The organism is Streptomyces tendae (genome assembly GCF_008632955.1).
In the GTDB taxonomy this organism is placed as follows: domain Bacteria; phylum Actinomycetota; class Actinomycetes; order Streptomycetales; family Streptomycetaceae; genus Streptomyces.
The window spans coordinates 5442077-5468293 of the sequence record NZ_CP043959.1; the positions used below are offsets into that span (position 1 = coordinate 5442077).

Here is a 26217-nt window from a genome sequence, read left to right on the forward strand (position 1 = left end):
GGCGGGGCCCGCCGGGTCTACCGCAGGTGTGACGTGTCGTTGAACAGGCGGACGCTGGCGTTGCCGTCGGCGTAGTACGCCACGGCGGACAGCGAGGCCGCGGACAGTTCCATGCGGTACAGCGCCTCGGGCGGGGCACCGAGCGCGAGCCGGATCAGGGTCTTGATCGGGGTCACGTGCGTCACCAGCAGGACCGTACGGCCCCGGTACGCCGCGAGCAGTGTGTCGCGGGCCTCCGCGACCCGGGCGGCGGTGGCCGCGAAGCTCTCCCCGCCGCCGGTGGGTTCGACGTCCGGCGAGGCCAGCCAGGCGTTCAGGTCCTCGGGGTGGCGTTCGCGCACCTCGCCGAAGGTGAGGCCCTCCCAGGCGCCGAAGTCGGTCTCGCGCAGCCCCTCCTCCACGGCCACGTCCAGGCCGAGGCGGGCGGCGACGATCCGGGCCGTCTCGCGGGTACGGGCGAGAGGGGAGGCGACGACCGCCTGGACGGTGCCGCGCCGGGCGAGCGCGGCGGCGACCTTCTCGGCCTGCTCACGGCCGATGTCGGAGAGGGAGGGGTCGCTGCCTCCGCTGCCCGAGAAACGCTTCTGCGGGGTGAGCGGGGTCTCGCCGTGCCGCAGCAGCACGAAGGTGGCGGGCGCGCCCATGTCGGCGGGCGCCCATCCGGAGGAGGGCGTGGCCACGGCCTGAGCGGCCCGCCGATCGGCATCGGCACCCGCGACGGCCGCGAGGCCCGCGTCCCCACCGGACGCGCCGGCGCGAGCACCCGCGCCGGACGCGGGGGTGTCCGTCACCGGACGGTGCGCGGCGGACGACCCCGGCCCACCGGACCGGGCACCGGCCGCGGGGCGCTCGGCGGAGGTGCCCGCGTCACGGCTCTCCGTCGCCCGGCCCGTCGACGCCGGACCGTCGGCATCACCACCCGGGGCGGGAGGCCGGTCGGCGGTCTCCGCCGCACGGGCCGCACGGGCCTCCGCCGCACGGCCGGCCGCCGTCGGCGTCATCGCCGCGCGGACGCGGGCCGCTCCCGCCGTCGCGTCGCCGGGTGGCCCCTCCGGGGCCGGTACGGCCGAGGGCGTGTCCAGGTCGGCGCGGCTCGCGGCGGGCGACCACTGCTCGCCCCGCTTGCCCGCGTCCATCGCCTCGTTGGCCAGACGGTCCGCGTGGGTGTTGCGTTCGCGCGGGATCCACTCGTAGGTGACCTGCCCCGGCGGGAAGACCGTCGCCGCCTCCGCCGCGAGCGGCTTCATCGCCGGGTGCTTGATCTTCCAGCGGCCCGACATCTGCTCGATGACGAGCTTGGAGTCCATCCGGACGTGGACCCCGGCCTCCGGGTCCAGGTCGCGGGCGGCGCGCAGGCCGGCCAGCAGCCCCCGGTACTCGGCGACGTTGTTCGTGGCGACGCCGATGTACTCGGCCGCCTCGGCCAGCGTCTCCCCCGTCGCCGCGTCACTCACCACGGCGCCGTATCCGGCGGGCCCGGGGTTGCCCCGTGACCCGCCGTCCGCCTCGACGACGAACTCCCGCATCGAACTCGATTCCCCTGGAGAAGTCCCGGCAGGTCCTCTTACAGTCCCGACTCCGCCGTGCGGACCAGGATGCGGCGGCAGTTCTCGCAGCGCACCACCGTGTCCGGGGCGGCGGCCCGGATCTCGTTCATCTCGGTGATGGCGAGCTCCTGCCGGCAACCCTGGCAGGTGCGCGCGGACAGCTTGGCCGCGCCGACACCGCCCTGCTGCTCGCGCAGCTTGTCGTACAGGCTGAGCAGCGGGGCCGGTACGGAGGTGGCGACGACCTCGCGCTCCTTGGTGACCGAGGCGGTCTCGCCGTCGATCTCCTCGAGGGCGGCGTCCCGGCGGGCCGTCGCGTCGTCGATCCTGCCCTGGACGGAGCCGACCCGCTCGGTCAGTTCGGCGACCCGCTCCTGGGCGGACTCACGGCGCTCCATGACCTCCAGGACGACGTCCTCCAGGTCGCCCTGCCGCTTGGCGAGGGAGGCGATCTCGCGCTGGAGGTTCTCCAGGTCCTTGGGCGAGGAGACGGCACCCGAGTCGAGGCGCTTCTGGTCGCGTGCGGCACGCTGGCGCACCTGGTCCACGTCCTGCTCGGCCTTGGTCTGCTCGCGGGCGCAGTCGCTCTCCTCGGTCTGCGCGGCGACGAGCAGGTCGCGCAGCTGGGTGAGGTCGCGGTTCAGCGACTCGATCTCGTCGTGCTCGGGGAGCGACCTCCGCCTGTGCGCGAGCTGCTGGAGGCGGACGTCGAGGTCCTGGACGTCGAGAAGTCGGATCTGGTCGGCGGGCTCGGCGTTCAGTTGGGGGCTCCAGATGTGTCAGGGATGGCGCTGGACGACGCCGCGTGGGCGGTCCAGGGGTCGGTGACCGTGCGCGACACGTGGACCCTCAGGTCCCAGCCGTGCCGGTCGGAGATCTCGTCGAGCTGGGCGGCGGCCAACTCGCACCAGGGCCACTCGGTGGCCCAGTGTGCCGCGTCGAGCAGCGCGAGAGGGCTGCCGGTGCGGACCGCGGTGAACTCGGACACCGGGTGGTGGCGCAGGTCCGCGGTGAGGAAGGCGTCCACGCCGGCGGCCCGGACGTGGTCGAAGAGGCTGTCGCCGGAGCCGCCGCTGACGGCGACGGTCCGTACGGGCGCGTCCGGGTCGCCGGCCACGCGGATGCCCTGCGCGGTGGCGGGCAGCCGCTCCGCGGCGCGGGCGGCGAACTCACGGACGGTGGCCGGGTGGTCGAGCTCGCAGACACGGCCCAGTCCCCGGCGGCCCTCGGAGTCGGAGAGGTCCGGCACCAGGGGGCGTACGACCCTGAGGTCCAGTGCGCCGGCGAGGGCGTCGGAGACTCCCGGGTCGGCGGTGTCGGCGTTGGTGTGGGCGACGTGCAGCGCGATGTCGTTCTTGATGAGCGTGTGCACCACGCGGCCCTTGAACGTGGAAGCCGCGACCGTGGTCGTCCCGCGCAGGTAGAGCGGGTGGTGGGTGACCAGCAGGTCGGCGTCGAGCCTCACCGCCTCGTCGACGACGTCCTGGACCGGGTCGACGGCGAACAGGACCCGCCGGACCTCCTGGCCGGGCTCGCCCACGACGGTGCCGACCGCGTCCCAGGACTCGGCCCGCTCGGCGGGCCACAGGTTCTCCAGCGCGGCGATGACTTCTGACAGACGGGGCACGCCGCCAAGGCTACCTGGCCCTTTCGCACGGCAGTACCGGCTCCGTTCGTACGGCGGTGACCGCTCCGCTCCCACGGCGGTGACCGCTCCGTTCCACGCAACCACGGGCTCCGTTCCCGCGGCAGCACGGGCTCCGTTCGCGCCGGAGAACCGGCTCCGTGGAGCACACTCCCTCGCCCTTCCTCAGCAGAATCGTTCCTGGAGCACCCTTACGTGTGAAGCGGGGCCCACCGCTCCGTCACCTCCGCCCGCGAAAACTACGTTCGTCACCGGAGGTGACCGACACATGACGGTCTGTGCCATCGAACTCACGGCGGGACACGGGACGGGAGCGGGACGGGCGGGCTGCGCCATCACCGCGGACGGCGGGTACGCCGCACGCCTGGCCCTGGCCGGCGACTCCCTGTTCCCGGAGCGCTGGACCCTGGACGGCCCGGAGCCGTACGCGGTCCCGCTGCCCGGCAACCAGCCCGAGGAACCCGGCACCGAGGTGCAGCCCCTGAGCGACGGGCGGGTCCTCATCCGCCGTCTGCTGGACGGGCGGCACTCCTTCTCCCTGCTGTACCCGACCGGCCCCGGCACCGGCGAACTGCCGCTGGGCACCGTCGAGTGCCCGGACGAGGAGACCCGGCTGCGACTGCTGCCGCCCGCTCCGGACGGGCGCCGGGCGTACGCCCTCGCCGCCGGCCGGCACTCGGCGGCGGTGTGGCTGGTGGCGGGCGGCGTGAACGGGCCGGAGCGGGTCGCGGAGGTCCCGGGCCGCTGCTCGGGCGGGGTGTGGCTGGACCGCGCGGGCCGGATGCTGGCCCTGGACCGGGAGACGGGCGGGCGCACCAAGTCGGTCGTGGTGGACCTGGAACGCGGCGGCGAGGTGTCCCCGCTGCTGCAGATCACCCCCGACAGCGACGACCGGGTGCTGCTCGCCGACCCGGACAGCGGCCTGCTGCTGATCCGCTCGGACGCACCCTCCCCCGGCCGGGAGCGGCTGGGCTGGGGGGTGCTGGGCAGCACCCTGCCGGTGCGGTTCCCCGAGTGCCTGCGGCTGCCGGACCGCACAGTGACGCCGTTCGCGATCCAGCCGGGGCAGATGCTGACCCCGGAGGCCTGCGCGGTGGCGCTGCGTGTCGACGGCGCGAGCGGCAGCTGGGTCGGCCTGTGGCGGCCGGCGGAACGGCAGCTGCACCATCTTGCGGCCCCGTCGGGGTGGCTGACCGGCACGGGCAGGTGGACGGCGGACGGTGTGCTGCGCCTCCCCTGCTCGACCCGCGCCGTACCCTGCGGGATCGCCGCACTGACGATGCCGGGGGACGAACATCGGTTGACTGAAAAGGAGTTGCGAGACGGATCGACGGAGCGGGAGGCCCAGCAAGCAGCGTGCGGCGAGCTACCACCGTTCGACGATTCCGCCTACGCCGAGCAACTGTCGAGCGTGAACGGCTATATGACCGGCCACCATCCTCAACTGCCCCCGGACTACGTGCTTGAGACCCCGCCGGCCCCCCGTCCCGTGCCACTCCAGCAGGCGCCCTTGGGGCGGCTTGTAACGAACTAGTGCCGGTTGGCGTGGCCGCCTGGATTCGGGGTGCGGTCTGCCGGTTAGACTCGCTCGGCTGTAGGAAAGATCATGTTTACGGGGTGAATTCCTTCTGATGAGCGACGTCATCACGCACGAGCCGCAGCCCGTCGAGTACGGGCAGGCCGCCGGGGGTCACGGCAAGCACCGGGGACCGGTCTCCACGCAGGAGTCCGAGACGTCCCCGCGTGGCCGTCACCGCAGGCCCACGCAGGAGCACGAACACGCGGAGTCGGCCGCCTGACACACGTCGGACGACCGTTCACCTTCCGCGGGTGGAACGAAGCACGGCCCCGATCGTCGTCCGACGGTCGGGGCCGTTCCCGTGTCCGGCGCCGCTCGCCGTCAGCCCTCCGTCAGGCGCACCGTCGCGTCCGTGAGCACCGGGGTGTCCCCGCGTTCCACCGCGTTCACGCCCACCCGCACCTCGCCGTCCCCGCGCCACATCCGCACGCGCAGCGTCTCGCCCGGGTACACCACGTCGGTGAACCGGGCCGTGAAGGAGCGAACGCGGGTGACGTCGCCGTCTAGCAGGGTGTCGACGACCGCCTTCAGGGTCATGCCGTAGGTGCACAGGCCGTGCAGCACGGGGCGGCCGTACCCGGCCCGGCGTGCGAAGTCCGGGTCGGCGTGAAGGGGGTTGAGGTCGCCGGTGAGGCGGTAGAGCAGCGCCTGGTCCTCCCGTACGGGGCGCTCGACGACACGGTCCGGGGCACCCCGCTCCTCCCACGCGCCCGCCGACGGCCCGCGGTCGCCGCCCCAGCCGCCCTCGCCGCGTACGTACACCTGCGCCTCGGCCGTCCACAGCGGACCGTCGGCGTCGGCGGCGTCGCTGCGCAGCAGCAGGAGGGCCGCCTTGCCCTTGTCGTACACGGCGGCGATCCGGTCGGTGCGGGTGGCGGTGGCCCGGACGGGCAGGGGGCGGTGCACGGTGAGCGACTGGCCGCCGTGCAGGACGCGGGCGAGGTCGACGTCGACGCCGGGCATGGACAGGGCCGCGATCACCCCGGGCGGTCCGCCACCCGCGACGGTGGCGAAGCTGGGCAGGACGTGCAGCCGGGACTCCAGCGTGTAGCGCAGTTCGCGGGGGTCGGTGGCGGGCACGCCCGCCCCGATGCCGAGGTGGTAGAGCTGGACGTCCCCCGGTGCCCAGGAGATCTCGGCGGTGCGGGGCGCGGCGGCGAGCGCCCGGGCTGCGTCGACGGGCATGTGGCTCCTGATCGCCGGGGTGTGGTCCAGGACCCTGTATAGCCCAGCGCCCGGCACCCGTCAGCCGCGCCCACCCGGGACATCCGTACCGGTGGGGACCGTACGGACGGCTCTGGGCGGGTGCCCCGGGCCGGCCCTACCGTCGACAGGGACCGCACCCGGCCGGGTGCGGTCGGACGGACCACACGGCGAAACCGGGGGAAGAGACATGACGGCGACCTGTGAGACGTACCCGAAGGCCCGTGGTCCACGCGGTCCGGGGCTCGGCCATCCGCGGCTGCTCCCCTGGCTGCTGGTCGCGATGGGCGCGTTCTCCCACCTCTTCCAGGGCACCACCTCGGACCCGTGGGTCGGCGGCGCGGGGCTCCTGGCGTTCAACTCCCTGTACGTCTTCCTGGCGTTCACCACGCATCCGTGCGGCACCCGGGACACCGTCGCGCGGCGGGTGGCGCTCGGTCTGCTGGCCGCGGTGACCTGCGTGCTAGCCGTCGGCCACGGCGGCGACTGGCTGCTGTACTTCCCGCTCCTCGGACTGGCGACGGGCGTGGTGCTGCGCGGGCGGCCGCTGCTGGCCGTCGCTGCCGCGGTGACGGCGGTCGCGGGCGCGGTCTCCTGGTACCACGACGGCTGGGGCAGCCTCGACATCCTCTACGCGACGGCCGTCTCCGCGCTGGTGACCGCCACGATCGTGCGGCTGGCGGACACGGTGTACGAACTGCGGGAGGCCCGCCGGGAGCTGGCCCGGCGGGCGGTGGAGGAGGAGAGGCTGCGCTTCTCGCGCGACCTGCACGATCTGCTGGGGCACACGATGTCGGTGATCGTGGTCAAGTCTGAGGCGGCCCGGCGGCTGGTGCCGCGCGACCCGCAGGCGGCGTTGGCGCAGGTCACGGACATCGAGGCGGTCGGCCGGCAGGCCCTCACGGAGATCCGCGAGGCGGTGACGGGCTACCGGGAGGGCAGCCTGGACACCGAACTGGACCGGGCCCGCTCGGCGCTCACGGCGGCCGGCGTCGACCCCGTGGTGCACCGCTCCGGCCCGGCCCCGGGACCGCGTACGGAGGTGCTGCTGGGCTGGGTGGTCCGCGAGGCCGTCACCAACGTCGTACGGCACAGCGCGGCGCGGCGCTGCGGGATCACGATCGTGACCACGGAGGACGCGGCCCGGCTGACCGTCACCGACGACGGCACCGGGGCGAAGGCGGACACCGCCACGGACCCCGGTGCGACGCCCGCGGGCGGGACGGGTCTGCGCGGGCTGGCCGAGCGGCTCGCGGCTGCGGGCGGCACGCTGCGGGCGGGTGAGGGCGCGGGCGGCGGTTTCGAGGTCATCGTGGAACTGCCGGTGGGGCACGCGGCGCCGGGGGCGGGCGCGTCCTCCGCCGCACGGGAGCCGTCGGCGCCGGCGGTGTGAGCGGCCGTGACGTCACCGCTCGGCTGCGATCCGCCCACCGCGACCTACGCTGCTGCCGTGAACGAGATGCCGCGTGAGCACCGGCCCGGCGGACCCGTCCGGGTGCTGCTGGCGGAGGACCAGGGGATGATGCGCGGCGCGCTCGCGCTGCTGCTCGGGATGGAGCCCGACATCGAGGTCGTGGCGCAGGTGGGCACCGGGGACGCGATCGTGGAGGCGGTCCTCACCCACCGTCCCGACGTCGCCCTCCTCGACATCGGACTGCCCGGCATGAGCGGGCTGGACGCCGCGGCCGAGCTGCGCGAGCAGGCGCCGGGCTGCCGGGTGCTGATCCTGACGACGTTCGGCCGGCCCGGTTATCTGCGGCGGGCGATGGACGCGGGGGCGGCGGGGTTCCTCGTCAAGGACGGCCCGGTGGAGGAGCTGGCCTCGGCGGTCCGCCGGGTACTCGCCGGGGAGACGGTGGTCGACCCCGGGCTGGCCGCGGCGGCGCTCAGCGCCGGGCCCAGTCCGCTCACCGCCCGCGAGCGTGATGTGCTGCGGGAGTCGGCGGGCGGGGCGACCGTCGCGGACGTGGCCGCCCGGCTGCACCTGTCCGGGTCCACGGTCCGCAACCACCTCTCCGCGGCCATCGGCAAGACGGGCACCCGCAACCGCACGGAGGCCCTCCACGAGGCCCGCAACCGGGGTTGGCTGTGACGCGGGCCCTCCGTCCGCCTGCACCCGCCGGCGCGACCCGCGGGACCACCGACGCGGCCGGGTACGGCGCACACGACCCGCGACGTCCCACGCGCAACGGTCCCGGCATGGCCCCGTGGCAGCATGCCGACCGTCTCCGCGCTGCCACCCCCGATGTCCCGCCCGGGCGATCCCGGTAGGGCGCGCCTGGCACGGCCGGCCCCCACGGTCCAGCCGGTCTGCCTCGTCGCCGCGCGGCGGCCGACTCGCACCGGCACCGCTCCAACACCTCCCGGCGCGACGCCCGGACGACCGCCCCCGGCACGACCACCGACCCACCACGACGGCCACCACCCGAACCGGCTCCCGCGGCCCACGGTCCCCTGGCGCGGCGCCGGAAGCAGCCCGCGCCGCCGCCGTTCAGGCCGACGGCTTCGCCGTCGTGCGTGGCAGCCAGGCCCACATCAGGACCGCGCCGACCGCCAGGACGGCCGTCCCCGTGGTGAAGACCAGGGCGTAGCCCTCCGTGAGGGCCTCGGGGGTGTCGCGGCCGTCCGTGCGGGCCGCCGCCAGGGTGGCCATGACCGCGAGGCCCAGGGAACCACCCATGGTGCGTGAGGTGTTGACCAGGCCGGAGACCAGGCCGGCCTCCTCGGGAGCCGCGCCGGAGGTGGCGAGGGAGGCCAGCGGGGTCCCGGCGAGGCCCGCGCCCAGCATCATCAGGACGCCGGGGATCATGATCGCGGTGAGGTAGTCGCCGTCCGCCGTCATCGTCGACTGCCAGGCGAACCCGGCCAGTGCGATCAGCGTGCCGAGCACGGCCACGGCGCGCGGTCCCGTCGCCCGCATCAGGCGCGGGGCGGCCTTGGAGCCGAGGATCACGGCGACGGAGCTGGGCACCAGGGCGAGTCCGGCCTCCAGCGGGGTGTAGCCGAGGACGTTCTGCGCGTACAGGGTCATGAAGAACCACATGCAGAACATCGCGGAGCCGCTGAGGAACATGGCGACGTTCGCGGAGGCCACCGACCGCAGCTTCAGCAGCCCGAGCGGCATCAGCGGGGCCTTGGCGCGGGCCTCGACGAGCAGGAACAGGGCGACGAGGGCGAGCCCGGCGGCCAGCGGCACCAGGGTGGCCGTGGCCGTCCAGCCCTCGGCCTCGGTCTGGGAGACGCCGTAGGCCAGGGTGGCGAGGCCCGCCGTGACCAGGACGGCTCCGGGCAGATCGAGGCGCCGGCCGTCCCCGGCGCGGCTCTCCGTGATCCAGCGGGCGGCGGCGGCCAGCACGACCGCTCCGACGGGCACGTTGATCAGCAGCACCCAGCGCCACGACAGCGCCTCGACGAGCACCCCGCCGACGAAGCCGCCGGCCGCGCCGCCGCCCGCCCCGACGGCGGTCCAGGTGGCGATGGCGCGGGCGCGGGCCGCGCCCTCCGGCACCGCCGAGGTGACGAGGGTGAGCGTGGACGGCGCCAGCACGGCCGCCCCGAGCCCCTGCACGGCCCGCGCCAGCAGCAGCTGCCAGCCCTCCTGGGCCAGCCCGCCGGCCAGCGACGCCAGGGTGAACAGCCCGAGCCCGACCAGGAACATCCGCTTGCGGCCGTAGAGGTCGCCCGCCCGGCCGCCGAGCAGCATGAAGCCCGCGAAGGCGATGGAGTAGGCGTTGACCACCCACTGCAGGCCCTGTTCGTCCAGCGCGAGGCCGGTGCGCAGGGACGGCAGCGCGACGTTGACCACGGAGATGTCGAGGACGACGAGGAACTGGCCGGCGCAGGCGAGCGCCACCACCAGCCACACGGGGGGTGCGGTGCGGGCGGGGGCGCGGGTGGTGTCGGGGGCTTCGAGCATGAGGGTCATGCTCTCAACCGCCGCGAGCGGCCCGCATCGGCATTTCGCCCGACCCCCGGCTCCGCCCTCGGACCGAGCCCGGTTCCCGCCACGCGTACGACCGGTGGGCGGAACGCTCAAGTCCGGGCGTACGACGGGTGGCCGGGCACGGAGTCCGGGCGGAGGACCGGTGGACGGAAGCTCAAGGAACGGTCAAGAAATCGTTAGCGGGCCGAAACAACGGAATAGTTGCCTGGGCAGACAGGGTTCAGCATCCACGTAACAGCCGTTCGGTCGCCTGGAGGCACCCTTCATGACACAGACGACGTCCGTCCGTCCTCCCGGCAGAGCGGGCGGCGCGGTGGTCCCCGTCCTCGCCTTCGCGGGCATCGTCGTCGCGGTGATGCAGACCCTGCTGGTCCCGGTGATCAAGGATCTGCCGCAGCTGCTGCACACCGCTCCGGCGGACGCCACCTGGGTCCTGACCTCGACCCTGCTGTCCGGCGCCGTGGCCACCCCGATCATGGGCCGCCTCGGCGATCTCTTCGGCAAGCGCCGCATGCTGGTCGTCAGTCTCGCGGTGATGGTGGTGGGCGCGCTGATCAGCGCGTTCACCAACGATCTGCTGGTGATGATCGCCGGACGTACGCTGCAGGGCTTCGCGATGGGCGCGATACCCCTCGGCATCGGTCTGATGCGGGACATGCTGCCGCGCGAACGGCTGGGCTCCGCGATGGCGCTGATGAGCTCCTCGATCGGCGTCGGCGGCGGCCTGGCGCTGCCCGCCGCCGCCCTGGTCGCCCAGCACGCCGACTGGCACGCCCTCTACCTCGGCGCCGCCGCGCTCGGTGTGCTCGCCATCGGCCTGACCCTGGCCGTGGTGCCCGAGTCGCCGGTGCGCGCCAAGGGCACCTTCGACCTGCCGGGCGCGCTGGGTCTGTCCGCCGGGCTGGTGCTGTTCCTGCTGCCGGTGTCCAAGGGCGGCGACTGGGGCTGGACCTCCGGCACCACGCTGGGCCTGTTCGGCGCGGCGGCGGTGGTGCTGCTGCTGTGGGGGCTGATGGAGCTGCGGGTGAGCGCGCCGCTGGTGGACCTGCGCACCACGGCCCGCCGCGAGGTGCTGCTGACCAACCTGGCCTCCATCATGGTCGGTGTCTCCTTCTTCGTCGTCTCCCTGGTCCTCCCCCAGCTGCTCCAGTTGCCCACCGCGTCGGACGGGCTCGGGCAGTCGATGGTGGTCGCGGGCCTGTGCGTGGCCCCCCTGGGCCTGACGATGATGTTCACGGCGCCGGTCTACGCCCGGGTCTCCGCCCGGTACGGCCCCAAGGTCACCCTGATCGCCGGCCTGCTGATCATCGCAGCCGGTTACGGCGGCGGCCTCGGACTGATGAGCGCCGCCTGGCAGACCGTGCTCACCTCGGTGGTCCTCGGCGCCGGCATCGGCCTCGCCTACTCCTCGCTGCCCGCGCTGATCATCGGCGCGGTCCCGGCCTCGGAGACCGGTGCGGCGAACGGCCTGAACACGCTGATGCGCTCCATCGGCACGTCGGTGTCCAGCGCCGTGATCGGCATGGTGCTGGCGAACACCTCGCACGTGGCGGGCGGGGTGGCGGTGCCGACCCTGCACGGGTTCCGCCTGTCGTTCGGCATCGCCACGGCGGCGGTGGCCGTCGGCCTGGTGCTGGCCCTGTTCCTGCCCGGCCGGCGCCCGTCGGCCCACCCGCAGCTGCGGGCGAGCAGCGAGGAGGAGGCCAACCTGGAGCGCGCGGAGGAGGCGCTGCGCGGCTTCCGCGGGCGGGTGCTGGACGCGTCCGGCGCGCCGGTCGCCCGCGCGCGGGTCACGCTCATCGACCGGCACGGCCGCCGGGCGGGCGCCACCGTCTCCGCGACGGACGGCAGCTACGCCCTGGCCGTCCCGGCGCAGGGCCCGTACGTCCTCGCGGCGCGCGCCCCCGGGCACGGCCCGCTCGCCTCCCCCGCGACCCACCCGGGCGACACCCACAGCGTCGCCCTGGACCTCTCCCTCCCGGGCCAGACGATCTCCGCCTGACCTGGCCTCGTCTCTGCCACCTGCGCCCCGGAGACGGTCACGGCCGGACGGTCGCCGGGTGCCGACGACCGCCCGGCACGCCGCTCCGGGCGCCAGGCTCTCAGGCCCCGGAGCGGCTGCCCGAAACCAGGCACGCCCGCCCCCCCAACACACACGCACCGTGCACCGGGGCTCCCTCCGTCCCGGCCCCTTCCGGCGCCTCCCCGGCGCCCCGCTCACGGGTCGGGGCGCTCGGGCCGGCCGCCGAAGCGCGGGGGTCCGGGGCCTCGCACGCGCCCCGGTCACCTCCCCGTACCCCCCTTCACCACCCTCGCAGGGGCTACGGCAGCATGGCCCCGTGGAGACTTCAGTGACCAGCGCAGAGGCGGACCCCATGGTGAAGGCGCCGGAGCCGGCCGTACTCGCCGCGTTCGAGGCGGCGAAGGGGTTCATGCCGCTGGACGAGGGCCTGGCCCTGTACGCGGCGGCGGCCGAGGCCGGCCGGCTGGGGCTGCCGCTGCTGGAGATCGGCACGTACTGCGGGCGCTCCACCATCCTGCTCGCCGACGCGGCCCGCGCGGCCGGCGTCACCGCCCTCACCGTGGACCACCACCGCGGCAGCGAGGAGCAGCAGCCCGGCTGGGAGTACCACGACCCGGACACCGTCGATCCCGAGCTGGGCGTGATGGACACCCTCCCCGCCTTCCGCCGCACCCTGCGCCGGGCCGGTCTGGAGGAGCACGTGGTGGCGCTGGTGGGCCGCTCCCCGCAGATCGCCGCCCTCTGGGGACGGCCGCTCGGCCTGGTCTTCATCGACGGCGGCCACACCGACGAGCACGCGAGCGCCGACTACGAGGGCTGGGCGCCGCACGTCGCCGCGGGCGGCCTGCTGGTCATCCACGACGTCTTCCCCGACCCGGTGGACGAGTTCACCGGGCAGGCCCCGTACCGCGTGCACCAGCGGGCCCTGGCGTCCGGCGCGTTCACGGAGGTCTCCGCCACCGGTTCCCTGCGCGTCCTGCGCCGTACGGGTGCGGCCGCCGCTCACCGTTAGGGTGGCTGCGTGTCGTACACCGGTCCCGACTTCGATCCGCCCCGGAACCCCCGGTCCCGCCGCCGGCCGCTGACCGTGGCCGTCGCCGCGCTCGTCTGCGGCGGCCTGCTCGGATGGGGCGTGTACGCGGCCACGGGCGGAACGGACGACGGCGGGGCGGGCGCGGAGGCCAAGGGCTCCCCTTCGGCCCCCTCCCGTGCGCCGTCGCAGCCCGCCTCCCCCTCCGCCGGGAACACCGGGAACACCGAGGGCGGCGGGGGCGAGGAGTCCCCCGCCTCGCGGCCGCCCGGCGCCACCGCCCCCGCCGCGACCGGCCCGCTCAAGGGCAAGGTGGTCGTCATCGATCCGGGGCACAACCCGGCGAACTTCCGGCACACCGCCGAGATCAACCGCCAGGTGGACGTCGGCACCCACCGCAAGGAGTGCGACACCACCGGCACCTCCACCAACGACGGGTACGCGGAGGCGGAGTTCACCCTGGACGTCGCCCACCGGATGCGCGCGCTCCTGCGGAAACAGGGCGCCACGGTGAAGCTGACGCAGGACCGCGACCGCCCGTACGGGCCGTGCGTGGACGAGCGGGCCCGGATCGGCAACGAGGCGAAGGCCGACGCCGTCGTCTCCCTCCACGCCGACGGCTCCGGCTCCGGCAACCGCGGCTTCCACGTCATCCTGCCCGGCGTGGTGAACTCGGGCGGGGCGGACACCCGCGCCATCGTGGCACCTTCGCGTGAACTCGGGGAGCGCGTCGCGGGCAACTTCGTGCGCGTGACCGGCACCGCGCCGTCCAACTACATCGGCGGCGGTACCGGACTCGTCACGCGGAAGGACCTGGGCGGTCTCAATCTGTCAACGGTTCCGAAGGTGTTCATCGAATGCGGGAACATGCGTGACGGCAAGGACGCGGCGCTGCTGACCAGCGGCGCCTGGCGGCAGAAGGCGGCGCAAGGGATTTCCGAGGGAATCGTAAGTTTCCTGCGCGGGTAGGGATCGGCCCACTGATCCGGGCGGACAGCCCGATCCGGCGGACGATAGTGTCGTCCGTACGATCAGGGGCCACCCCCGCGCTTCGCACCGAACCCTTCGGGCGACATGGTGACAGCGACGCCTCTTCCGACGACGAGACGACCTACGAAGGACCTGAAGTGAATATCCGCTCCCTCACTCGAGGCGACGGCGTGGTGATCGGAGCAGCGGTATTGCTGTTCATCGCGTCGTTCCTCGATCTGTACTCGATCGAAGGCGCCCCGGACAGCGCGGACATTCCCAGCCTGTGGGCAAGCGGTCCGGTGCTGCTGGGCGTCGTGCTGGCGGGCCTCATCGCCGCGGCCCTCATCGTGGTCGCCCGGGGTCTGCCGCAGCCGCCGAAGGTCGCGGGGCTCGAACTGGCGCCGTTCGGTGTGGCCTTCGCGGTGTTCGCCGCGTGGAGCGCGCTGGGCAACGTCTTCGACCCGGCCGGCGGCGCCGACAACTTCGGGGGTTCGAGCGACGGCCCCGACGCGGGCCTGGGCCTGATCCTCGCGCTCGTCGCCACCCTGGTGATGGCGGGCGCCGCCGTGGCCACCCCGCTGGTGCCGGCGCTCAAGGGCGCGCTGCTTCCGCCCGCCCGTCCCGCCGCCCCGCAGCAGCCGTACGGCGCGCAGCCGCCGAGCGGTTACGGCTACCCGGGTGCGCAGCAGGCGCCCTTCGGCGGCGGCCAGCCGGGCCAGCCGTTCGGTGGTCAGCAGCCCCCGCAGGGGCAGCCGGCCGCGGCGCCCGCCCCCGACTTCTCCCCGTTCTGGTTCGCCGTGCCGGTGCCGCGCCCGCTGTTCGCGGAGGACGGCTCGCCCACCCCGATCGCCGAACTGGCGCCCGGTACCTGGTACCTGGCGGTGGAGCAGCGCGGTCAGGCGCTGGTCGCGCAGACGCAGGACGGCCGCCGCGGCGTACTGCAGGACACCTCGGGCATCCAGCGCGGCTGAGCCCCGGTTCCGTCGTCACGGCCCCTCGCCCCGGCGGGCGAGGGGCCGTTCGCGTGCCAAGGCCGCGAACGGGGCTGGTTTCAAGCGGTCGTTCGGGGCCAGACGGACACCATGTCCCCTCGATATCGCTCTGGTTCCACCTCCGCGGGGACGGTCATCGCGGTGATCGCGGACGTCATGGCCGTCATCCTCGGACTGTGGATTCTGATGTATCTGCTGGACGCCAACCGGGCCAACGACCTGGTCCGGTTCGTCCATGACGCGGCCAACTGGCTGGCTGCCTGGTCGCGTGACCTGTTCACCTTCGACGAGGAGTGGGCCCGGGTGGTCTTCGGCTACGGACTCGCCGCCGTCGTCTACCTGTTCATCGGCCACGCCATCGCCGGCCGACTCCGCCGCCACTGACCCCACACCCACCCCCGGACACGCACGCCCAGCCGCGTGACCCGGGGGTCCGGGGCATCCCCCGGGACAACACAGCACCTTCGACGAGGAGTGGGCCCGGGTGGTCTTCGGCTACGGACTCGCCGCCGTCGTCTACCTGTTCATCGGCCACGCCATCGCCGGCCGACTCCGCCGCCACTGACCCCACACCCACCCCCGGACACGCACGCCCAGCCGCGTGACCCGGGGTCCGGGGGCATCCCCGGGACAACACAGCACCTTCGACGAGGAGTGGGCCCGGGTGGTCTTCGGCCACGGACTCGCCGCCGTCGTCCACCTGTTCATCGGCCACGCCATCGCCGGCCGACTCCGCCGCCACTGACCCCACACCCACCCCCGGACACGCACGCCCAGCCGCGTGACCCGGGGGTCCGGGGGCATCCCCCGGGACAACACAGCACCCACCCGGACCTGTACCGGCGCGTGCCCCACCGGTCCGGTGGGGCACGCGCCGGTACGGCGTCAGGCGTCCGGGCAGCAGTCCGGGTCCATGCCCTTCGGCAGCTGTTCCCCGCCGAAGACCGCGCAGGTCGGCTCGTGACCGCCGAGGGCGGCGACGGCCAGCAGCAGCGAGCCGGCCGTCCAGGTGGTCAGCTCGCGCGGCCATATGGCGTCGTCGTCGAAGACGTACCCCGTCCAGTACAGACCGCTCTCCGGGTCACGCAGGTGCTGGATGGACTGGAGCACCTCCAGCGCGCGGTCGGACTCGCCCGTCACCCAGAGCGCCAGGGCGAGTTCGGCCGACTCACCGCCGGTCACCCACGGGTTGGGGACCACGCAGCGCACGCCGAACCCGGGCACGACGAAGCGCTCCCAGCCCTCCTCGATGCGGTCCCTGGCCTCGGCGCCGGTCAGCGCGCCGCCGAGCACCGGGTAGTACCAGTCCATCGAGTAGCGGTCCTTGTCCAGGAACCGCTCCGGGTGGCGCCGGATGGCGTGCCGCAGCGCGCCCGCCGCCAGCTCCCAGTCGGGCTGGGGTTCTTCGCGCTGCTCGGCGATGGCGAGGGCGCAGCGCAGCGCGTGGTGGACGGAGGAGGAGCCGGTGAGCAGCGCGTCCGTGGTGGGCGTGCCGTCGTCGTCGCGGCGCCAGCCGATCTGCCCGCCGGGCTGCTGGAGCTTCAGCACGAACTCCACGGCCGCGCACACCGCGGGCCACATGCGGTCCAGGAAGGTGTCGTCGCCCGTGGACAGGTAGTGGTGCCACACGCCGACCGCGATGTAGGCGACGAAGTTGGTCTCCCGGCCCCGGTCGGTGACGTCGTCCGGGTCGCCGTCGGCGTACGCCGCGTACCAGGAGCCGTCCTCCAACTGGTGCCGGGCCAGCCACAGGTAGGCCCGCTCGGCCGCCTCGTGCTCGCCCGCCGTGTCCAGCGCCATCGCCGCCTCGACGTGGTCCCACGGGTCGAGGTGGTGGCCCCGGAACCACGGGATGGCCCCGTCCTCCCGCTGCACGGCGAGGATCCCGGCGACGGTCCGCGCCGCCTGCTCGGCGGTCAGCACGCCCGTGAGGACGAGGTGTTCGGACTGCGGGGCGCGGGGGTCCCCGGCCGGGCGGGAGGTCGTCACGTGGCGTCCGCCTCGGCGCGCGGCAGGTGCGGCTTGGTCGCGTAGGCCACGAAGCTCTTGCCGATGACCGGGTTCAGCGCCCGCTCGGCGACCCGGGTGGCCAGCGGCTTCTTCATGATGTCCCAGACCAGCAGCTTGTGGTACGCCCGCACCGGCAGCGCCTTGTCGTTGTCGACGCCGAAGGCGCACTTCAGCCACCAGTACGGCGAGTGCAGCGCGTGGGCGTGGTGGGTGCCGTAGGGGCGCAGGCCGGCCTCGCGGATCTTCCCCAGCAGCTCGTCCGCCCGGTAGATGCGGATGTGACCGCCCTCGACCTCGTGGTAGGCGTCGGAAAGGGTCCAGCAGACCTTCTCCGGGCCGTAGCGCGGGACGGTGATGGCGATGCGCCCGCCGGGCTTGAGCACCCGGACCATCTCGGCGAGGACGCCCTTGTCGTCGGGGATGTGCTCCATCACCTCGGAGATGATGACGACGTCGAAGGACTCGTCGGGGAAGGGCAGGGCGAGGGCGTCGCCCTCCATGGCGGTGGCGGTGGCCCCGGCGGGCGCCTCGCCGGCCTCCTTCATCGCCGCGAACCACTTGGCGACCTCACGGATCTCCTCGCCGTTCTGGTCCAGCGCGACCACCTGGGCACCGCGCCGGTAGCACTCGAAGGCGTGCCGTCCGGCCCCGCAGCCGAGGTCCAGGACACGGTCGCCCGGGGCGAGCGGGAACCGGGAGAAGTCGACGGTCAGCACGTGGCCCTGCTTTCACGATCGGAGGTGTCGGCCGCGGTCACGGGTACGCCGCCCGTGTCCGCGAGAGCGTCGGGGGCGAGGTCGAGGTCCTCGGGCGCCGGGACCTGCGGGGCCGGTGCCGCGGCGCGCGGGGCCCCGCCCCGGCCGGCGCGGGCGGTGTCGATCGCCTCGCGGTAGCGGGCGACGGTGCCTTCGGCGGCGCGCGCCCAGGTGAAGTTGGCCAGTACGCGCTCACGTCCGGCGGCGCCGAGGCGGGCGCGCAGCTCGCTGTCGCCGAGCAGCCGGGTCAGCGCGGCGGCCAGCGCGCCCGCGTCGCCGGGCGGCACGGCCAGGCAGGTCTCCCCGTCGCGGCCGGCGACCTCGGGGATGGCTCCGCCGGTGGTGGCGACGAGCGGGGTGCCGGTCGCCATGGCCTCGGCGGCCGGGAGGGAGAAGCCCTCGTAGAGCGACGGCACGCAGGCGACCTGCGCCGAGCGCACCAGGTCGACGAGTTCGGCGTCGGAGATGCCCTTGACGAACTCGACGGCGCCTTCGAGGCCGTAGTGCTCCATCGCCTGGGCGACGGGGCCCTCGGTGGGGCGCTTGCCGACCACGACGAGGTGGGCGTCGGGCTGTTCGGCGCGCACCTTGGCGAGCGCCTCGACGAGGAAGACCAGGCCCTTCAGCGGCACGTCGGCGCTGGAGGTGGTGACGATCCGGCCCGGGACGACCGCGACGGACGGGTCGGGGCGGAACAGGTCGGTGTCGGCGCCGATGTGGACGACGTGGACACGGCCCTGCCGTACGCCGAGGTCCTCGACGATCTCCGCGCGGGAGCTGCCGGAGACGGTGAGCACGAACGGCAGCCGGCGGGCGACGCGCTTCTGCATGCGGGTGAACGCGTACCAGCGGCGCACCGACATGCGGCGCTTCCAGTCCTCGGCGGCGTCCAGTTCGAGACGGCGGTCGACGGTGATGGGGTGGTGGATGGTGGTCACCAGGGGCGCGCCGACGTCGCCGAGCAGGCCGTAGCCGAGGGTCTGGTTGTCGTGGACGACGTCGAACTCGCCGCGGCGGGCGCGCAGATGGCGGCGGGCACGCAGCGAGAAGGTCAGCGGCTCGGGGAAGCCGCCGGTCCACATGGTGCCGACCTCGAGGGCGTCCACCCAGTCGCGGTACTCGGCGCGCCCGGGGGTGCGGAAGGGGTCCGGCTGACGGTAGAGGTCGAGGCTGGGCAGCTCGGTGAGGCTGAGCCCGTCGTAGCCCTCGTCGAGCACCGGGTAGGGCTGGGATCCGATGACCTCGACGCGGTGTCCGAGCCGGGCCAGTTCGCGGGAGAGGTGGCGTACGTAGACGCCCTGGCCACCGCAGAACGGGTTTCCCTTGTAGGTGAGGAGCGCGATGCGGAGCGGTCGCGAGCCGTCGGATGCGGGGCCCGCCGAGGGCCCGGCCTGACTGGCCTCAGCGGTCACTGCGGGACCCCCTTCTGCCTGCGCTGTCCCGCGACAGTACGACGGGACGCCGATCTAGAACAAGTTTCAGAGTTGATCGTTCGGAGGATCCGAATCTACCGGCAGGTAAGAAGGGTGGCAGCGGTGGATCAGGTGATTCACGCCACGACGGACGCCGTGCCATGCTGTCCGATCATCGATCCTCACCGACTGTCACGGACGGGACCCATGCCCGCGGAAGCCCACAGGACCAAGGCGGCGCCGGACGCCGGGCGCACCGACCCGGCCTCCCCGCTCACGGAGCGGCAGGAGGCCCGGCGGCGGCGCATCCTCGAGGCGTGCGCGCGGCTGGCCTCCCGGGGCGGTTTCGACGCGGTGCAGATGCGGGAGGTGGCGGAGTCCTCCCAGGTGGCGCTGGGCACGCTGTACCGCTACTTCCCTTCCAAGGTGCACCTGTTGGTGGCCACGATGCAGGACCAGCTGGAGCATCTGCACGCGACGCTGCGGAAGAAGCCGCCGGCCGGGGACACGGCGGCGGAGCGGGTCGCGGAGACGCTGATGCGGGCCTTCCGGGCGCTCCAGCGCGAGCCGCACCTGGCGGACGCGATGGTGCGGGCGCTGACCTTCGCGGACCGGGGTGTGAGCGCGGAGGTGGAGCAGGTCTTCCGGCGGACGACGGCGATCATCCTGGACGCGACGGACCTCACCGACCCGACACCCGAGCAGCTCTCGGCCGTGCGGGTCATCGGGCACACCTGGCACTCGACGCTGATCACCTGGCTGTCGGGCCGCGCCTCCATCGCGCAGGTGGGCGTGGACATCGAGACGGTGTGCCGGCTGATCGACCTGACGGCACCGGAGCCCTCGACTCCCCCTGACGGCACCGGAGTCCCCGGCTCCGCCTGACGGGCCGGCCGGCCCCGTCGGTCGGCCCCGCCCCCACGCCCCCTCGTGTGCCGCCCGTCTCACCTGCGCCGTGACCTCGGTCACCACACGCGTCCGTGCGCCTTCCGCGTGCACGCGGGCACCCCCGGCCCCCGCCCCGGGGGCGGGTAGAGTGGCCGCGTCGTCCACGCCGTACGGGGGGAAGCCGGTGCAAATCCGGCGCTGACCCGCAACCGTGAGCCGTCGTCGAGACGGTGAGCCGGAATGCCCCGCACGGATCGTGACCGGCTCACGTGCCCGGCAGCCCGCCGGCGCACGGGCACCGTCGAGGTATACGGAGCCGAGCCGCCGGGGTGTCCCGCGCTGCCCGGCCCTCTTCAGGGAGAGGCCCCGCCCACCATGAACGTCCGCCGCAGCGCCGCGGTGCTGGCCGCCGTCGCCGTCATAGGCGCCGCCGCACCGGCCGCAGCCGACTCGTCCCCCTCGCCCTCCCGGCCGGCCCTGCCGTCCGCGCTGTACGGCGACACCGACCCGCAGTACGACGGGGTGTGGCGCCAGTCGCTCGCCCTGCTCGCCCAGCACGCGGCGGACACCGAGCCGCCGAAGGCCGCCGTCGACTGGCTGACCGGCCAGCAGTGCGCCGACGGCTCGTTCGCGCCGTTCCGGGCCGACCCGGCCGCCGCGTGCGACGCGAAGACCATGGTCGACACCAACCAGACCGCCGCCGCCGTCCAGGCGCTCGCCGCGCTCGGCGGCCACGACGCCGTCACGGACAAGGCCGTCGGCTGGCTGAAGTCCGTCCAGAACAGGGACGGCGGCTGGGGCTACACCAAGGGCGGCGCGAGCGACACCAACTCCACCTCCGTCGTCGTCGGCGCGCTCGCCGCGGCCGGCGAGCAGCCCGGCGAGGTGAAGAAGGGCGGCAAGTCCCCCTACGACGCGCTGCTCGGCCTGGAACTCCCCTGCGAGGGCGAGGGCGCGGGCGCGTTCGCCTTCCAGCCGGAGAAGAACGGCAGTCTGACCGCGAACCTGGACGCGACGGCGGCGGGCGTGCTCGGCTCGCTCGGCCAGGGCCTGCTCGTGGAGCCCGGCAAGGGCGACGGCGCCGCGGCCACCGGCTGCGAGAAGGCCACCACCCCGGAGCAGGCCGCCGCGAACGGCGCCGCGCACCTCGTCGGCGCCCTCGCCGCGAAGGGGCACCTCCTCGCCGTCACGCCCGGCGCCGAGGACCAGCCCGACTTCGGCAACACCGCCGACGCGGTGGTCGCGCTCGCCGCCCGGGGCGACGCGGCGCAGGCGAAGAAGTCCTACGCCTGGCTGGAGACGAACGCCGGCGACTGGGCCGCGCAGAGCGGACCCGCCGGCTACGCGCAGCTGATCCTGGCCGCCCACGCGACCGGCGCGGATCCGCGCGACTTCGGCGGCACGGACCTGGTGAAGCAGCTCACCGCGACCGGCCCGGCCGCGGCGCCGGAGAAGACCGCGAGGACGGGCGAGGAGACCAAGGACGAGGAGGAGTCGGACTCCCCGTTCGGCGTCTGGTGGTTCGTCGGCGTCTGCCTCGTCGCGGGCATCGGTATCGGCTTCCTGATCAGCAACCGCACCAAGAGGCAGCAGCCGTGACACGCCGGGTCACCCTGCTGTTCCTGGCCGCGCTGCTGCCCCTGCTGGCGGGCGCCGGCCAGGCCCAGGCCGTCGGCTACCGCTACTGGTCCTTCTGGGAGCGGGACGGTGGCGCGTGGACGTACGCCACCGTGGGCCCGTCGCTCGTCCGGCCCGCGGACGGCTCCGTGCAGGGCTTCCGCTTCTCCGTCAGCGAGGACTCCGGCGACGCGGCCGAGCCGCGCGGCACGGCCTCGTTCGACGAGATCTGCGCGAAGACGCCCCAGAAGGACGGCTCGAAGCGGGTGGCGCTGGTCGTCGACTTCGGCACGCCCGCCGACGCCCCGTCCGGGGAGAAGCCGCCGGCCGTCCGCACGGCGTGCGCCCAGGTGCCTCAGGACGCCTCGACGGCGGAGGCCCTCGCCTCGGTCGCCAAGCCCCTGCGCTACGACAGCAACGCCATGCTGTGCGCGATCGAGGGCTACCCGGCGAAGGGCTGCGGCGAGCAGGTCGCCCTGGACAAGGATGCCGACTCCTCCGGTGCGCGGGACGACACCTCCGGGCGGGACTCCGCACAGGACTCCGCGCAGGAGGGGGACGGCTCCGGGCCCTCGGTGGGACTGATCGCCGGTGCGGCGGTGGTGGTCGTGCTGGGCGCCGCGGCCGTCTGGCAGGTCCGTCGCCGTGCGTGAGTCACGCGGCTCCGGGCGCCCGGGCCTCACCCGGTCCCGCCGGAGCGGGGGCGCCGCCGCCGGCACCCCCGTCCCGCGCTCGCGCCGCGCGGGGCTGCACCCCGGCGCGTGGTGGCTGTGGGCCCTCGCGCTGGGCACCGCGGCCACCCGCACCACCAACCCGCTGCTGCTCGCCCTCCTGATCACCGTCTCGGGTTACGTCGTGGCCGTCCGCCGTCCGCACACGCCGTGGGCCCGCTCCTACGGCGCCTTCGTCAAGCTCGCCGTCGCCGTGCTGGTGCTGCGGCTGGCCTTCGCGATCGTCCTCGGCTCCCCCATCCCCGGCACGCACACCCTGTTCACCCTGCCCGAAGTGCCCCTGCCCGGCTGGGCGCAGGGCATCCGGCTGGGCGGCCGGGTCACCGCCGAGGGCCTCACCTTCGCCCTGTACGACGCGCTGCGGCTGGCCGCGCTGCTCATCTGCGTGGGCGCCGCGAACGCCCTGGCCAGCCCCTCCCGCCTGCTGAAGTCCCTGCCCGGCGCGCTGTACGAGCTGGGCGTGGCCGTGGTGGTGGCGCTGACCTTCGCCCCGAACCTGATCGCCGACGTGCGCAGGCTGCGCGCCGCCCGCCGGCTGCGCGGCCGCCCCGACAAGGGTCTGCGCGGTCTGCTGCAGGTGGGGCTGCCGGTCCTGGAGGGAGCGCTGGAACGCTCGGTGTCCCTGGCCGCCGCGATGGACGCGCGCGGCTACGGCCGTACCGCCGAGGTGCCGCCCGCCGTGCGGCGCACCACTGCCGCGCTCACGCTCGGCGGGCTGATCGGCGTCTGCGCGGGCACGTACGGCGTCCTCACCGCCGAGGGCGGCAGCTACGGGCTGCCCGTGCTGCTCGCCGGTGTGGCCGCCGCGCTGGCAGGCCTCCGGCTGGGCGGGCGGCGCACCCTGCGCACCCGCTACCGCCCGGACCCGTGGGACGCCCGCGCGTGGCTGGTCACCGCGTCCGGCGCGGTGGTGGCGGCGCTCCTCGTGCTGGCCGGCGCGCGCGACCCCGGGGGCCTTCACCCCGGTGTGGTCCCGCTGGTGGCGCCCACCCTGCCCCTGTGGCCGGCGGCGGCCGTGCTGATCGGCCTGCTGCCCGCCTTCGTCACCCCCGCCCCCGAGGCGGTCCGCGACACCCGCAAGGAGCCGACGCCGTGATCCGCTTCGAGAACGTGTCGGTGACCTACGACGGCGCGGCCGGACCCGCCGTGCGGGACGTCGACTTCGAGGTCCCGGAAGGCGAACTGGTCCTCGTGGTGGGCCCGTCCGGGGTCGGCAAGTCGACGGTGCTGGGTGCGGTGAGCGGGCTGGTCCCGCACTTCACCGGCGGCACCCTGCACGGCAGGGTCACGGTCGCGGGCCGCGACACCCGCACCCACAAGCCGCGCGAACTCGCCGACGTGGTGGGCACGGTGGGCCAGGACCCGCTGTCGCATTTCGTGACGGACACGGTGGAGGACGAACTCGCCTACGGCATGGAGTCGTTGGGTCTGCCGCCCGAGGTGATGCGCCGCCGGGTGGAGGAGACCCTGGACCTGCTGGGCCTCGCCGAGCTGCGGGACCGCCCGATCTCCACGCTGTCCGGCGGCCAGCAGCAGCGGGTGGCGATCGGCTCGGTCCTCACTCCGCACCCGAAGGTGCTGGTCCTGGACGAGCCGACGTCCGCCCTGGACCCCGGCGCCGCCGAGGAGGTCCTGGCGGTCCTCCAGCGTCTGGTCCATGACCTCGGCACGACGGTCCTGATGGCCGAGCACCGCCTGGAGCGGGTCGTCCAGTACGCCGACCAGGTGGCGCTGCTGCCGGGTCCCGGCGAGCGCCCCTGGCTGGGCGCTCCGGCGGAGGTCATGGCGGTCTCGCCGGTGTGCCCGCCGGTGGTCGAGCTGGGCCGGCTGGCCGGCTGGTCCCCGCTGCCCCTGACGGTCCGCGACGCCCGCCGCAGGGCGGCCCCGCTGCGGGAACGCCTGGAGGGCAGGCAGCCCGAGCGGGAGCCCGCCGCTCCCCCGACGACTCCTCAGGTGAAGCGCCTCTTCGGGCGCGCGAAGAGGGGGGCCGCCGACGCCCCCGAGCCGGTGGCCGAGGTGCGCTCCCTCGCCGTCCGCCGCGACCGCGTGCAGGCGCTGACCCATGTGGACCTGACCGTTTCCGCCGGGGAGACGATCGCGCTCATGGGCCGCAACGGCGCGGGCAAGTCGACGCTGCTCGGCGCGCTGGTCGGGCTGATCGCCCCGTCCTCCGGGTCGGTCCGCACCGGCGGCGCGGTCCCGCACCGCACCCGCCCGCGCGACCTGGTCCGCAAGGTCGGCCTGGTCCCGCAGGAACCCCGGGACCTGCTGTACGCGGACACGGTCGCGGCGGAGTGCGCGGCCGCCGACCGGGACGCGGACGCGGAGCCCGGCACCTGCCGCGCGCTGCTCACCGAGCTGCTGCCGTCGGTGGCCGACGACAGCCACCCCCGGGACCTGTCCGAGGGGCAGCGGCTCACCCTGGCCCTCGCGGTGGTCCTGACCGCACGGCCGCCCCTGCTGCTGCTCGACGAGCCGACCCGCGGCCTGGACTATGCGGCGAAGGCCCGGCTGACGGCGATCCTGCGCGGGCTGGCCGCCGAGGGCCACGCGATCGTGATGGCGACGCACGACGTGGAGCTGGCGGCGGAGCTGGCGCACCGGGTGGTGCTGCTCGCCGAGGGTGAGGTCATCGCGGACGGCCCGTCGGCGGAGGTGGTCGTGGCGTCCCCGGCGTTCGCCCCGCAGGTGGCGAAGATCCTGGCGCCGCAGCCCTGGCTCACGGTCCCGCAGGTCAAGGGGGCGCTGGAGCGATGAGCGGACCGATCCCCGCAAGGCCCGCGGACCGTCAGGCCCGCGCCCTGCGCCTGGGCGCCCGCTCCTGGCTGGCGCTGGCCCTGGTGAGCGCGGTGGGCGTGGCCGGGTTCGGCTGGCCGTTCCTCGCCCCGCCCGAGTCGGCGGTGAACGCGCACGCCGCGGACGCGCCGTGGCTCTTCGCGGGTCTGCTCGTCCTCCTGGTCGCCGTGGTGGCGGCGGCCCTGTCGGAGTCGGACCTGGGCGCGAAGGCGGTGGCCATGCTCGGCGTCCTCGCGGCGGCGGGCGCGGCCCTGCGCCCCATCGGTGCGGGCACGGCCGGACTGGAGCCCATGTTCTTCCTGATGGTGCTCAGCGGCCGGGTCCTCGGGCCGGGCTTCGGCTTCGCCCTGGGCTCGGTCACGATGTTCGCGTCGTCGCTGCTCACCGGCGGTGTGGGCCCCTGGATGCCGTTCCAGATGCTGGCGATGGGCTGGTTCACCATGGGCGCGGGCTTCCTGCCCGGCCCCGACCGGCTGCGGGGACGCCTGGAGGTCTGGATGCTCGCCGTCTACGGCTTCCTGGCCGCCTTCGCCTACGGCACGGTGATGAACCTGGCGGGCTGGCCCTTCATGAGCTCACTGGCCTCGAACATCGCCTTCCACGGTGACGACCCGACGGCCACCAACCTGGCCCGCTTCGTCGCGTACTGCCTGGCCACCTCCCTGGGCTGGGACCTGGGACGGGCCGTGATCACGGTGGTGCTCACCCTCACCGTCGGCGCGACCGTACTGCGGGCGCTGCGCCGCGCCACGAGAAGGGCCGCTTTCGAGGCGCCCGTCACATTCGGCGACGCCCCTCGGTAGGCGTTCGGACGCACCCCGGTAGGCGAGTTGGTGAAGCACCCCACATGGCCGGCGTCACATACGAAGGGGCACCGTAGACCGGTCGGCGGCCCTCTTCGGGCCATCCCACCGCAAACCGGATGTTGCGGACGCAAGGACACGGCCCCCTCCGACCACTGGTAGTAAAAGGGACCTTTGCGGGCAATCACGGGATTTGTTTCTGTGGAGCAGTCGCCAGGCGCCGACGTCCCCCACGGGTCGCGGCGCCGACGTTGTGCCCGGCCTCACGGCA

The 26217-nt window shown here is 74.5% G+C and carries 24 protein-coding genes and 1 riboswitch; of the genes, 16 read left to right on the forward strand and 8 right to left on the reverse strand.

The window, feature by feature from the left end; all coding sequences use genetic code 11:
- Positions 1–17 precede the first annotated feature (17 nt).
- Genes F3L20_RS25060 through F3L20_RS25070 form a run of 3 tightly spaced genes read right to left on the reverse strand, consistent with a single transcriptional unit; the run spans position 18 to position 3174 of the window.
- A complete protein-coding gene (locus F3L20_RS25060; protein ID WP_150156262.1) occupies positions 18–1526 on the reverse strand; it encodes a bifunctional RNase H/acid phosphatase in 1509 nt (502 codons plus the stop codon).
- A gap of 38 nt (positions 1527–1564) precedes the next feature.
- On the reverse strand, positions 1565–2308 hold the full coding sequence (locus F3L20_RS25065; protein ID WP_145825466.1) for a zinc ribbon domain-containing protein: 744 nt from the start codon (positions 2306–2308) through the stop codon (positions 1565–1567).
- Entirely contained in the window at positions 2305–3174 is an 870-nt protein-coding gene (locus F3L20_RS25070; protein WP_150156263.1) for a Nif3-like dinuclear metal center hexameric protein, read from the reverse strand. The genes F3L20_RS25065 and F3L20_RS25070 overlap by 4 nt, the downstream gene beginning before the upstream one ends.
- A gap of 286 nt (positions 3175–3460) precedes the next feature.
- Here F3L20_RS25070 and F3L20_RS25075 point away from each other — a divergent pair, with 286 nt between their 5' ends.
- Entirely contained in the window at positions 3461–4726 is a 1266-nt protein-coding gene (locus F3L20_RS25075) for a hypothetical protein (RefSeq protein WP_150156264.1), read from the forward strand.
- A 97-nt stretch (positions 4727–4823) separates the two neighbouring features.
- The gene (locus F3L20_RS34120) at positions 4824–4991 is read left to right on the forward strand and encodes a hypothetical protein (protein WP_167534604.1); all 168 of its coding nucleotides are present in this window, start codon (positions 4824–4826) and stop codon (positions 4989–4991) included.
- Between the two features lie 101 nt (positions 4992–5092).
- On the opposite strand, the gene F3L20_RS25080 is transcribed toward F3L20_RS34120, so the two are convergent.
- On the reverse strand, positions 5093–5956 hold the full coding sequence (locus F3L20_RS25080) for a MaoC/PaaZ C-terminal domain-containing protein (RefSeq protein WP_150156265.1): 864 nt from the start codon (positions 5954–5956) through the stop codon (positions 5093–5095).
- A gap of 208 nt (positions 5957–6164) precedes the next feature.
- On the opposite strand from F3L20_RS25080, the gene F3L20_RS25085 reads away from it, so the two are divergent.
- Together F3L20_RS25085 and F3L20_RS25090 are read left to right on the forward strand one after the other, a co-directional pair.
- The gene (locus F3L20_RS25085; RefSeq protein ID WP_150156266.1) at positions 6165–7367 is read left to right on the forward strand and encodes a sensor histidine kinase; all 1203 of its coding nucleotides are present in this window, start codon (positions 6165–6167) and stop codon (positions 7365–7367) included.
- Between the two features lie 66 nt (positions 7368–7433).
- The gene (locus tag F3L20_RS25090) at positions 7434–8066 is read left to right on the forward strand and encodes a response regulator transcription factor (protein ID WP_150157490.1); all 633 of its coding nucleotides are present in this window, start codon (positions 7434–7436) and stop codon (positions 8064–8066) included.
- Positions 8067–8465: 399 nt separating this feature from the next.
- On the opposite strand, the gene F3L20_RS25095 is transcribed toward F3L20_RS25090, so the two are convergent.
- Complete coding sequence (locus F3L20_RS25095; RefSeq protein WP_150156267.1) at positions 8466–9899, reverse strand: MFS transporter; 1434 nt, start codon at positions 9897–9899, stop codon at positions 8466–8468.
- Between the two features lie 283 nt (positions 9900–10182).
- On the opposite strand from F3L20_RS25095, the gene F3L20_RS25100 reads away from it, so the two are divergent.
- The 6 genes from F3L20_RS25100 to F3L20_RS34125 all read left to right on the forward strand — a co-directional run bounded on the left by F3L20_RS25100 (position 10183) and on the right by F3L20_RS34125 (position 15679).
- On the forward strand, positions 10183–11919 hold the full coding sequence (locus F3L20_RS25100) for an MFS transporter (protein ID WP_150156268.1): 1737 nt from the start codon (positions 10183–10185) through the stop codon (positions 11917–11919).
- A gap of 373 nt (positions 11920–12292) precedes the next feature.
- Positions 12293–12952, forward strand: coding sequence for a class I SAM-dependent methyltransferase (locus F3L20_RS25105; RefSeq protein ID WP_150157491.1), 660 nt, complete (start codon positions 12293–12295; stop codon positions 12950–12952).
- A 9-nt stretch (positions 12953–12961) separates the two neighbouring features.
- On the forward strand, positions 12962–13939 hold the full coding sequence (locus F3L20_RS25110; RefSeq protein ID WP_150156269.1) for an N-acetylmuramoyl-L-alanine amidase: 978 nt from the start codon (positions 12962–12964) through the stop codon (positions 13937–13939).
- A 158-nt stretch (positions 13940–14097) separates the two neighbouring features.
- On the forward strand, positions 14098–14913 hold the full coding sequence (locus F3L20_RS25115) for a DUF5336 domain-containing protein (RefSeq protein ID WP_150156270.1): 816 nt from the start codon (positions 14098–14100) through the stop codon (positions 14911–14913).
- Positions 14914–15024: 111 nt separating this feature from the next.
- A complete protein-coding gene (locus F3L20_RS25120; protein ID WP_048457677.1) occupies positions 15025–15318 on the forward strand; it encodes a hypothetical protein in 294 nt (97 codons plus the stop codon).
- A 217-nt stretch (positions 15319–15535) separates the two neighbouring features.
- Positions 15536–15679 (forward strand): hypothetical protein, encoded by a 144-nt coding sequence (locus F3L20_RS34125; RefSeq protein ID WP_167534424.1) that lies wholly within the window; start codon positions 15536–15538, stop codon positions 15677–15679.
- A 140-nt stretch (positions 15680–15819) separates the two neighbouring features.
- On the opposite strand, the gene F3L20_RS25125 is transcribed toward F3L20_RS34125, so the two are convergent.
- From F3L20_RS25125 to F3L20_RS25135, 3 genes are read right to left on the reverse strand one after another with little or no spacing between them, the layout of a single operon-like run.
- Entirely contained in the window at positions 15820–16923 is a 1104-nt protein-coding gene (locus F3L20_RS25125; protein ID WP_150156271.1) for a prenyltransferase, read from the reverse strand.
- Positions 16920–17660: a class I SAM-dependent methyltransferase gene (locus tag F3L20_RS25130; RefSeq protein ID WP_024882767.1), complete on the reverse strand. Its 741-nt coding sequence runs from the start codon at positions 17658–17660 to the stop codon at positions 16920–16922. Before F3L20_RS25130 ends, F3L20_RS25125 begins: the two co-directional genes overlap by 4 nt.
- The gene (locus F3L20_RS25135; RefSeq protein WP_150156272.1) at positions 17654–19111 is read right to left on the reverse strand and encodes a glycosyltransferase family 4 protein; all 1458 of its coding nucleotides are present in this window, start codon (positions 19109–19111) and stop codon (positions 17654–17656) included. Before F3L20_RS25135 ends, F3L20_RS25130 begins: the two co-directional genes overlap by 7 nt.
- A 207-nt stretch (positions 19112–19318) precedes the next feature.
- Between F3L20_RS25135 and F3L20_RS25140 the strand changes: the two genes are divergently transcribed.
- The 6 genes from F3L20_RS25140 (at position 19319) to F3L20_RS25165 (ending at position 25946) form a co-directional block, all read left to right on the forward strand.
- Positions 19319–19996, forward strand: coding sequence for a TetR family transcriptional regulator (locus F3L20_RS25140; RefSeq protein ID WP_150156273.1), 678 nt, complete (start codon positions 19319–19321; stop codon positions 19994–19996).
- 177 nt (positions 19997–20173) lie between these two features.
- Positions 20174–20245: riboswitch (cobalamin riboswitch) on the forward strand.
- 129 nt (positions 20246–20374) lie between these two features.
- Positions 20375–21598: a prenyltransferase/squalene oxidase repeat-containing protein gene (locus F3L20_RS25145; RefSeq protein ID WP_150156274.1), complete on the forward strand. Its 1224-nt coding sequence runs from the start codon at positions 20375–20377 to the stop codon at positions 21596–21598.
- A complete protein-coding gene (locus F3L20_RS25150) occupies positions 21595–22269 on the forward strand; it encodes an SCO2322 family protein (RefSeq protein ID WP_150156275.1) in 675 nt (224 codons plus the stop codon). The genes F3L20_RS25145 and F3L20_RS25150 overlap by 4 nt, the downstream gene beginning before the upstream one ends.
- Positions 22262–23443: an energy-coupling factor transporter transmembrane component T gene (locus tag F3L20_RS25155; protein WP_150156276.1), complete on the forward strand. Its 1182-nt coding sequence runs from the start codon at positions 22262–22264 to the stop codon at positions 23441–23443. Before F3L20_RS25150 ends, F3L20_RS25155 begins: the two co-directional genes overlap by 8 nt.
- Positions 23440–25104 (forward strand): ABC transporter ATP-binding protein, encoded by a 1665-nt coding sequence (locus tag F3L20_RS25160; protein WP_150156277.1) that lies wholly within the window; start codon positions 23440–23442, stop codon positions 25102–25104. The genes F3L20_RS25155 and F3L20_RS25160 overlap by 4 nt, the downstream gene beginning before the upstream one ends.
- Positions 25101–25946 carry an ECF transporter S component gene (locus F3L20_RS25165; RefSeq protein WP_150156278.1) on the forward strand — a complete coding sequence of 282 codons (846 nt, stop codon included), beginning with the start codon at positions 25101–25103 and terminating at the stop codon, positions 25944–25946. The genes F3L20_RS25160 and F3L20_RS25165 overlap by 4 nt, the downstream gene beginning before the upstream one ends.
- The last annotated feature ends 271 nt before the right edge of the window (positions 25947–26217 follow it).

Coding starts and splice junctions, on each gene's coding strand:
- F3L20_RS25060 (WP_150156262.1), bottom strand. CDS start 1,526: ATGCGGGAGTTCGTCGTCGAGGCGGACGGCGGGTCACGGGGCAACCCC.
- F3L20_RS25075 (WP_150156264.1), top strand. CDS start 3,461: ATGACGGTCTGTGCCATCGAACTCACGGCGGGACACGGGACGGGAGCG.
- F3L20_RS34120 (WP_167534604.1), top strand. CDS start 4,824: ATGAGCGACGTCATCACGCACGAGCCGCAGCCCGTCGAGTACGGGCAG.
- F3L20_RS25080 (WP_150156265.1), bottom strand. CDS start 5,956: ATGCCCGTCGACGCAGCCCGGGCGCTCGCCGCCGCGCCCCGCACCGCC.
- F3L20_RS25085 (WP_150156266.1), top strand. CDS start 6,165: ATGACGGCGACCTGTGAGACGTACCCGAAGGCCCGTGGTCCACGCGGT.
- F3L20_RS25090 (WP_150157490.1), top strand. CDS start 7,434: ATGCCGCGTGAGCACCGGCCCGGCGGACCCGTCCGGGTGCTGCTGGCG.
- F3L20_RS25095 (WP_150156267.1), bottom strand. CDS start 9,899: ATGACCCTCATGCTCGAAGCCCCCGACACCACCCGCGCCCCCGCCCGC.
- F3L20_RS25100 (WP_150156268.1), top strand. CDS start 10,183: ATGACACAGACGACGTCCGTCCGTCCTCCCGGCAGAGCGGGCGGCGCG.
- F3L20_RS25105 (WP_150157491.1), top strand. CDS start 12,293: ATGGTGAAGGCGCCGGAGCCGGCCGTACTCGCCGCGTTCGAGGCGGCG.
- F3L20_RS25120 (WP_048457677.1), top strand. CDS start 15,025: ATGTCCCCTCGATATCGCTCTGGTTCCACCTCCGCGGGGACGGTCATC.
- F3L20_RS25140 (WP_150156273.1), top strand. CDS start 19,319: ATGCCCGCGGAAGCCCACAGGACCAAGGCGGCGCCGGACGCCGGGCGC.
- F3L20_RS25145 (WP_150156274.1), top strand. CDS start 20,375: ATGAACGTCCGCCGCAGCGCCGCGGTGCTGGCCGCCGTCGCCGTCATA.
- F3L20_RS25165 (WP_150156278.1), top strand. CDS start 25,101: ATGAGCGGACCGATCCCCGCAAGGCCCGCGGACCGTCAGGCCCGCGCC.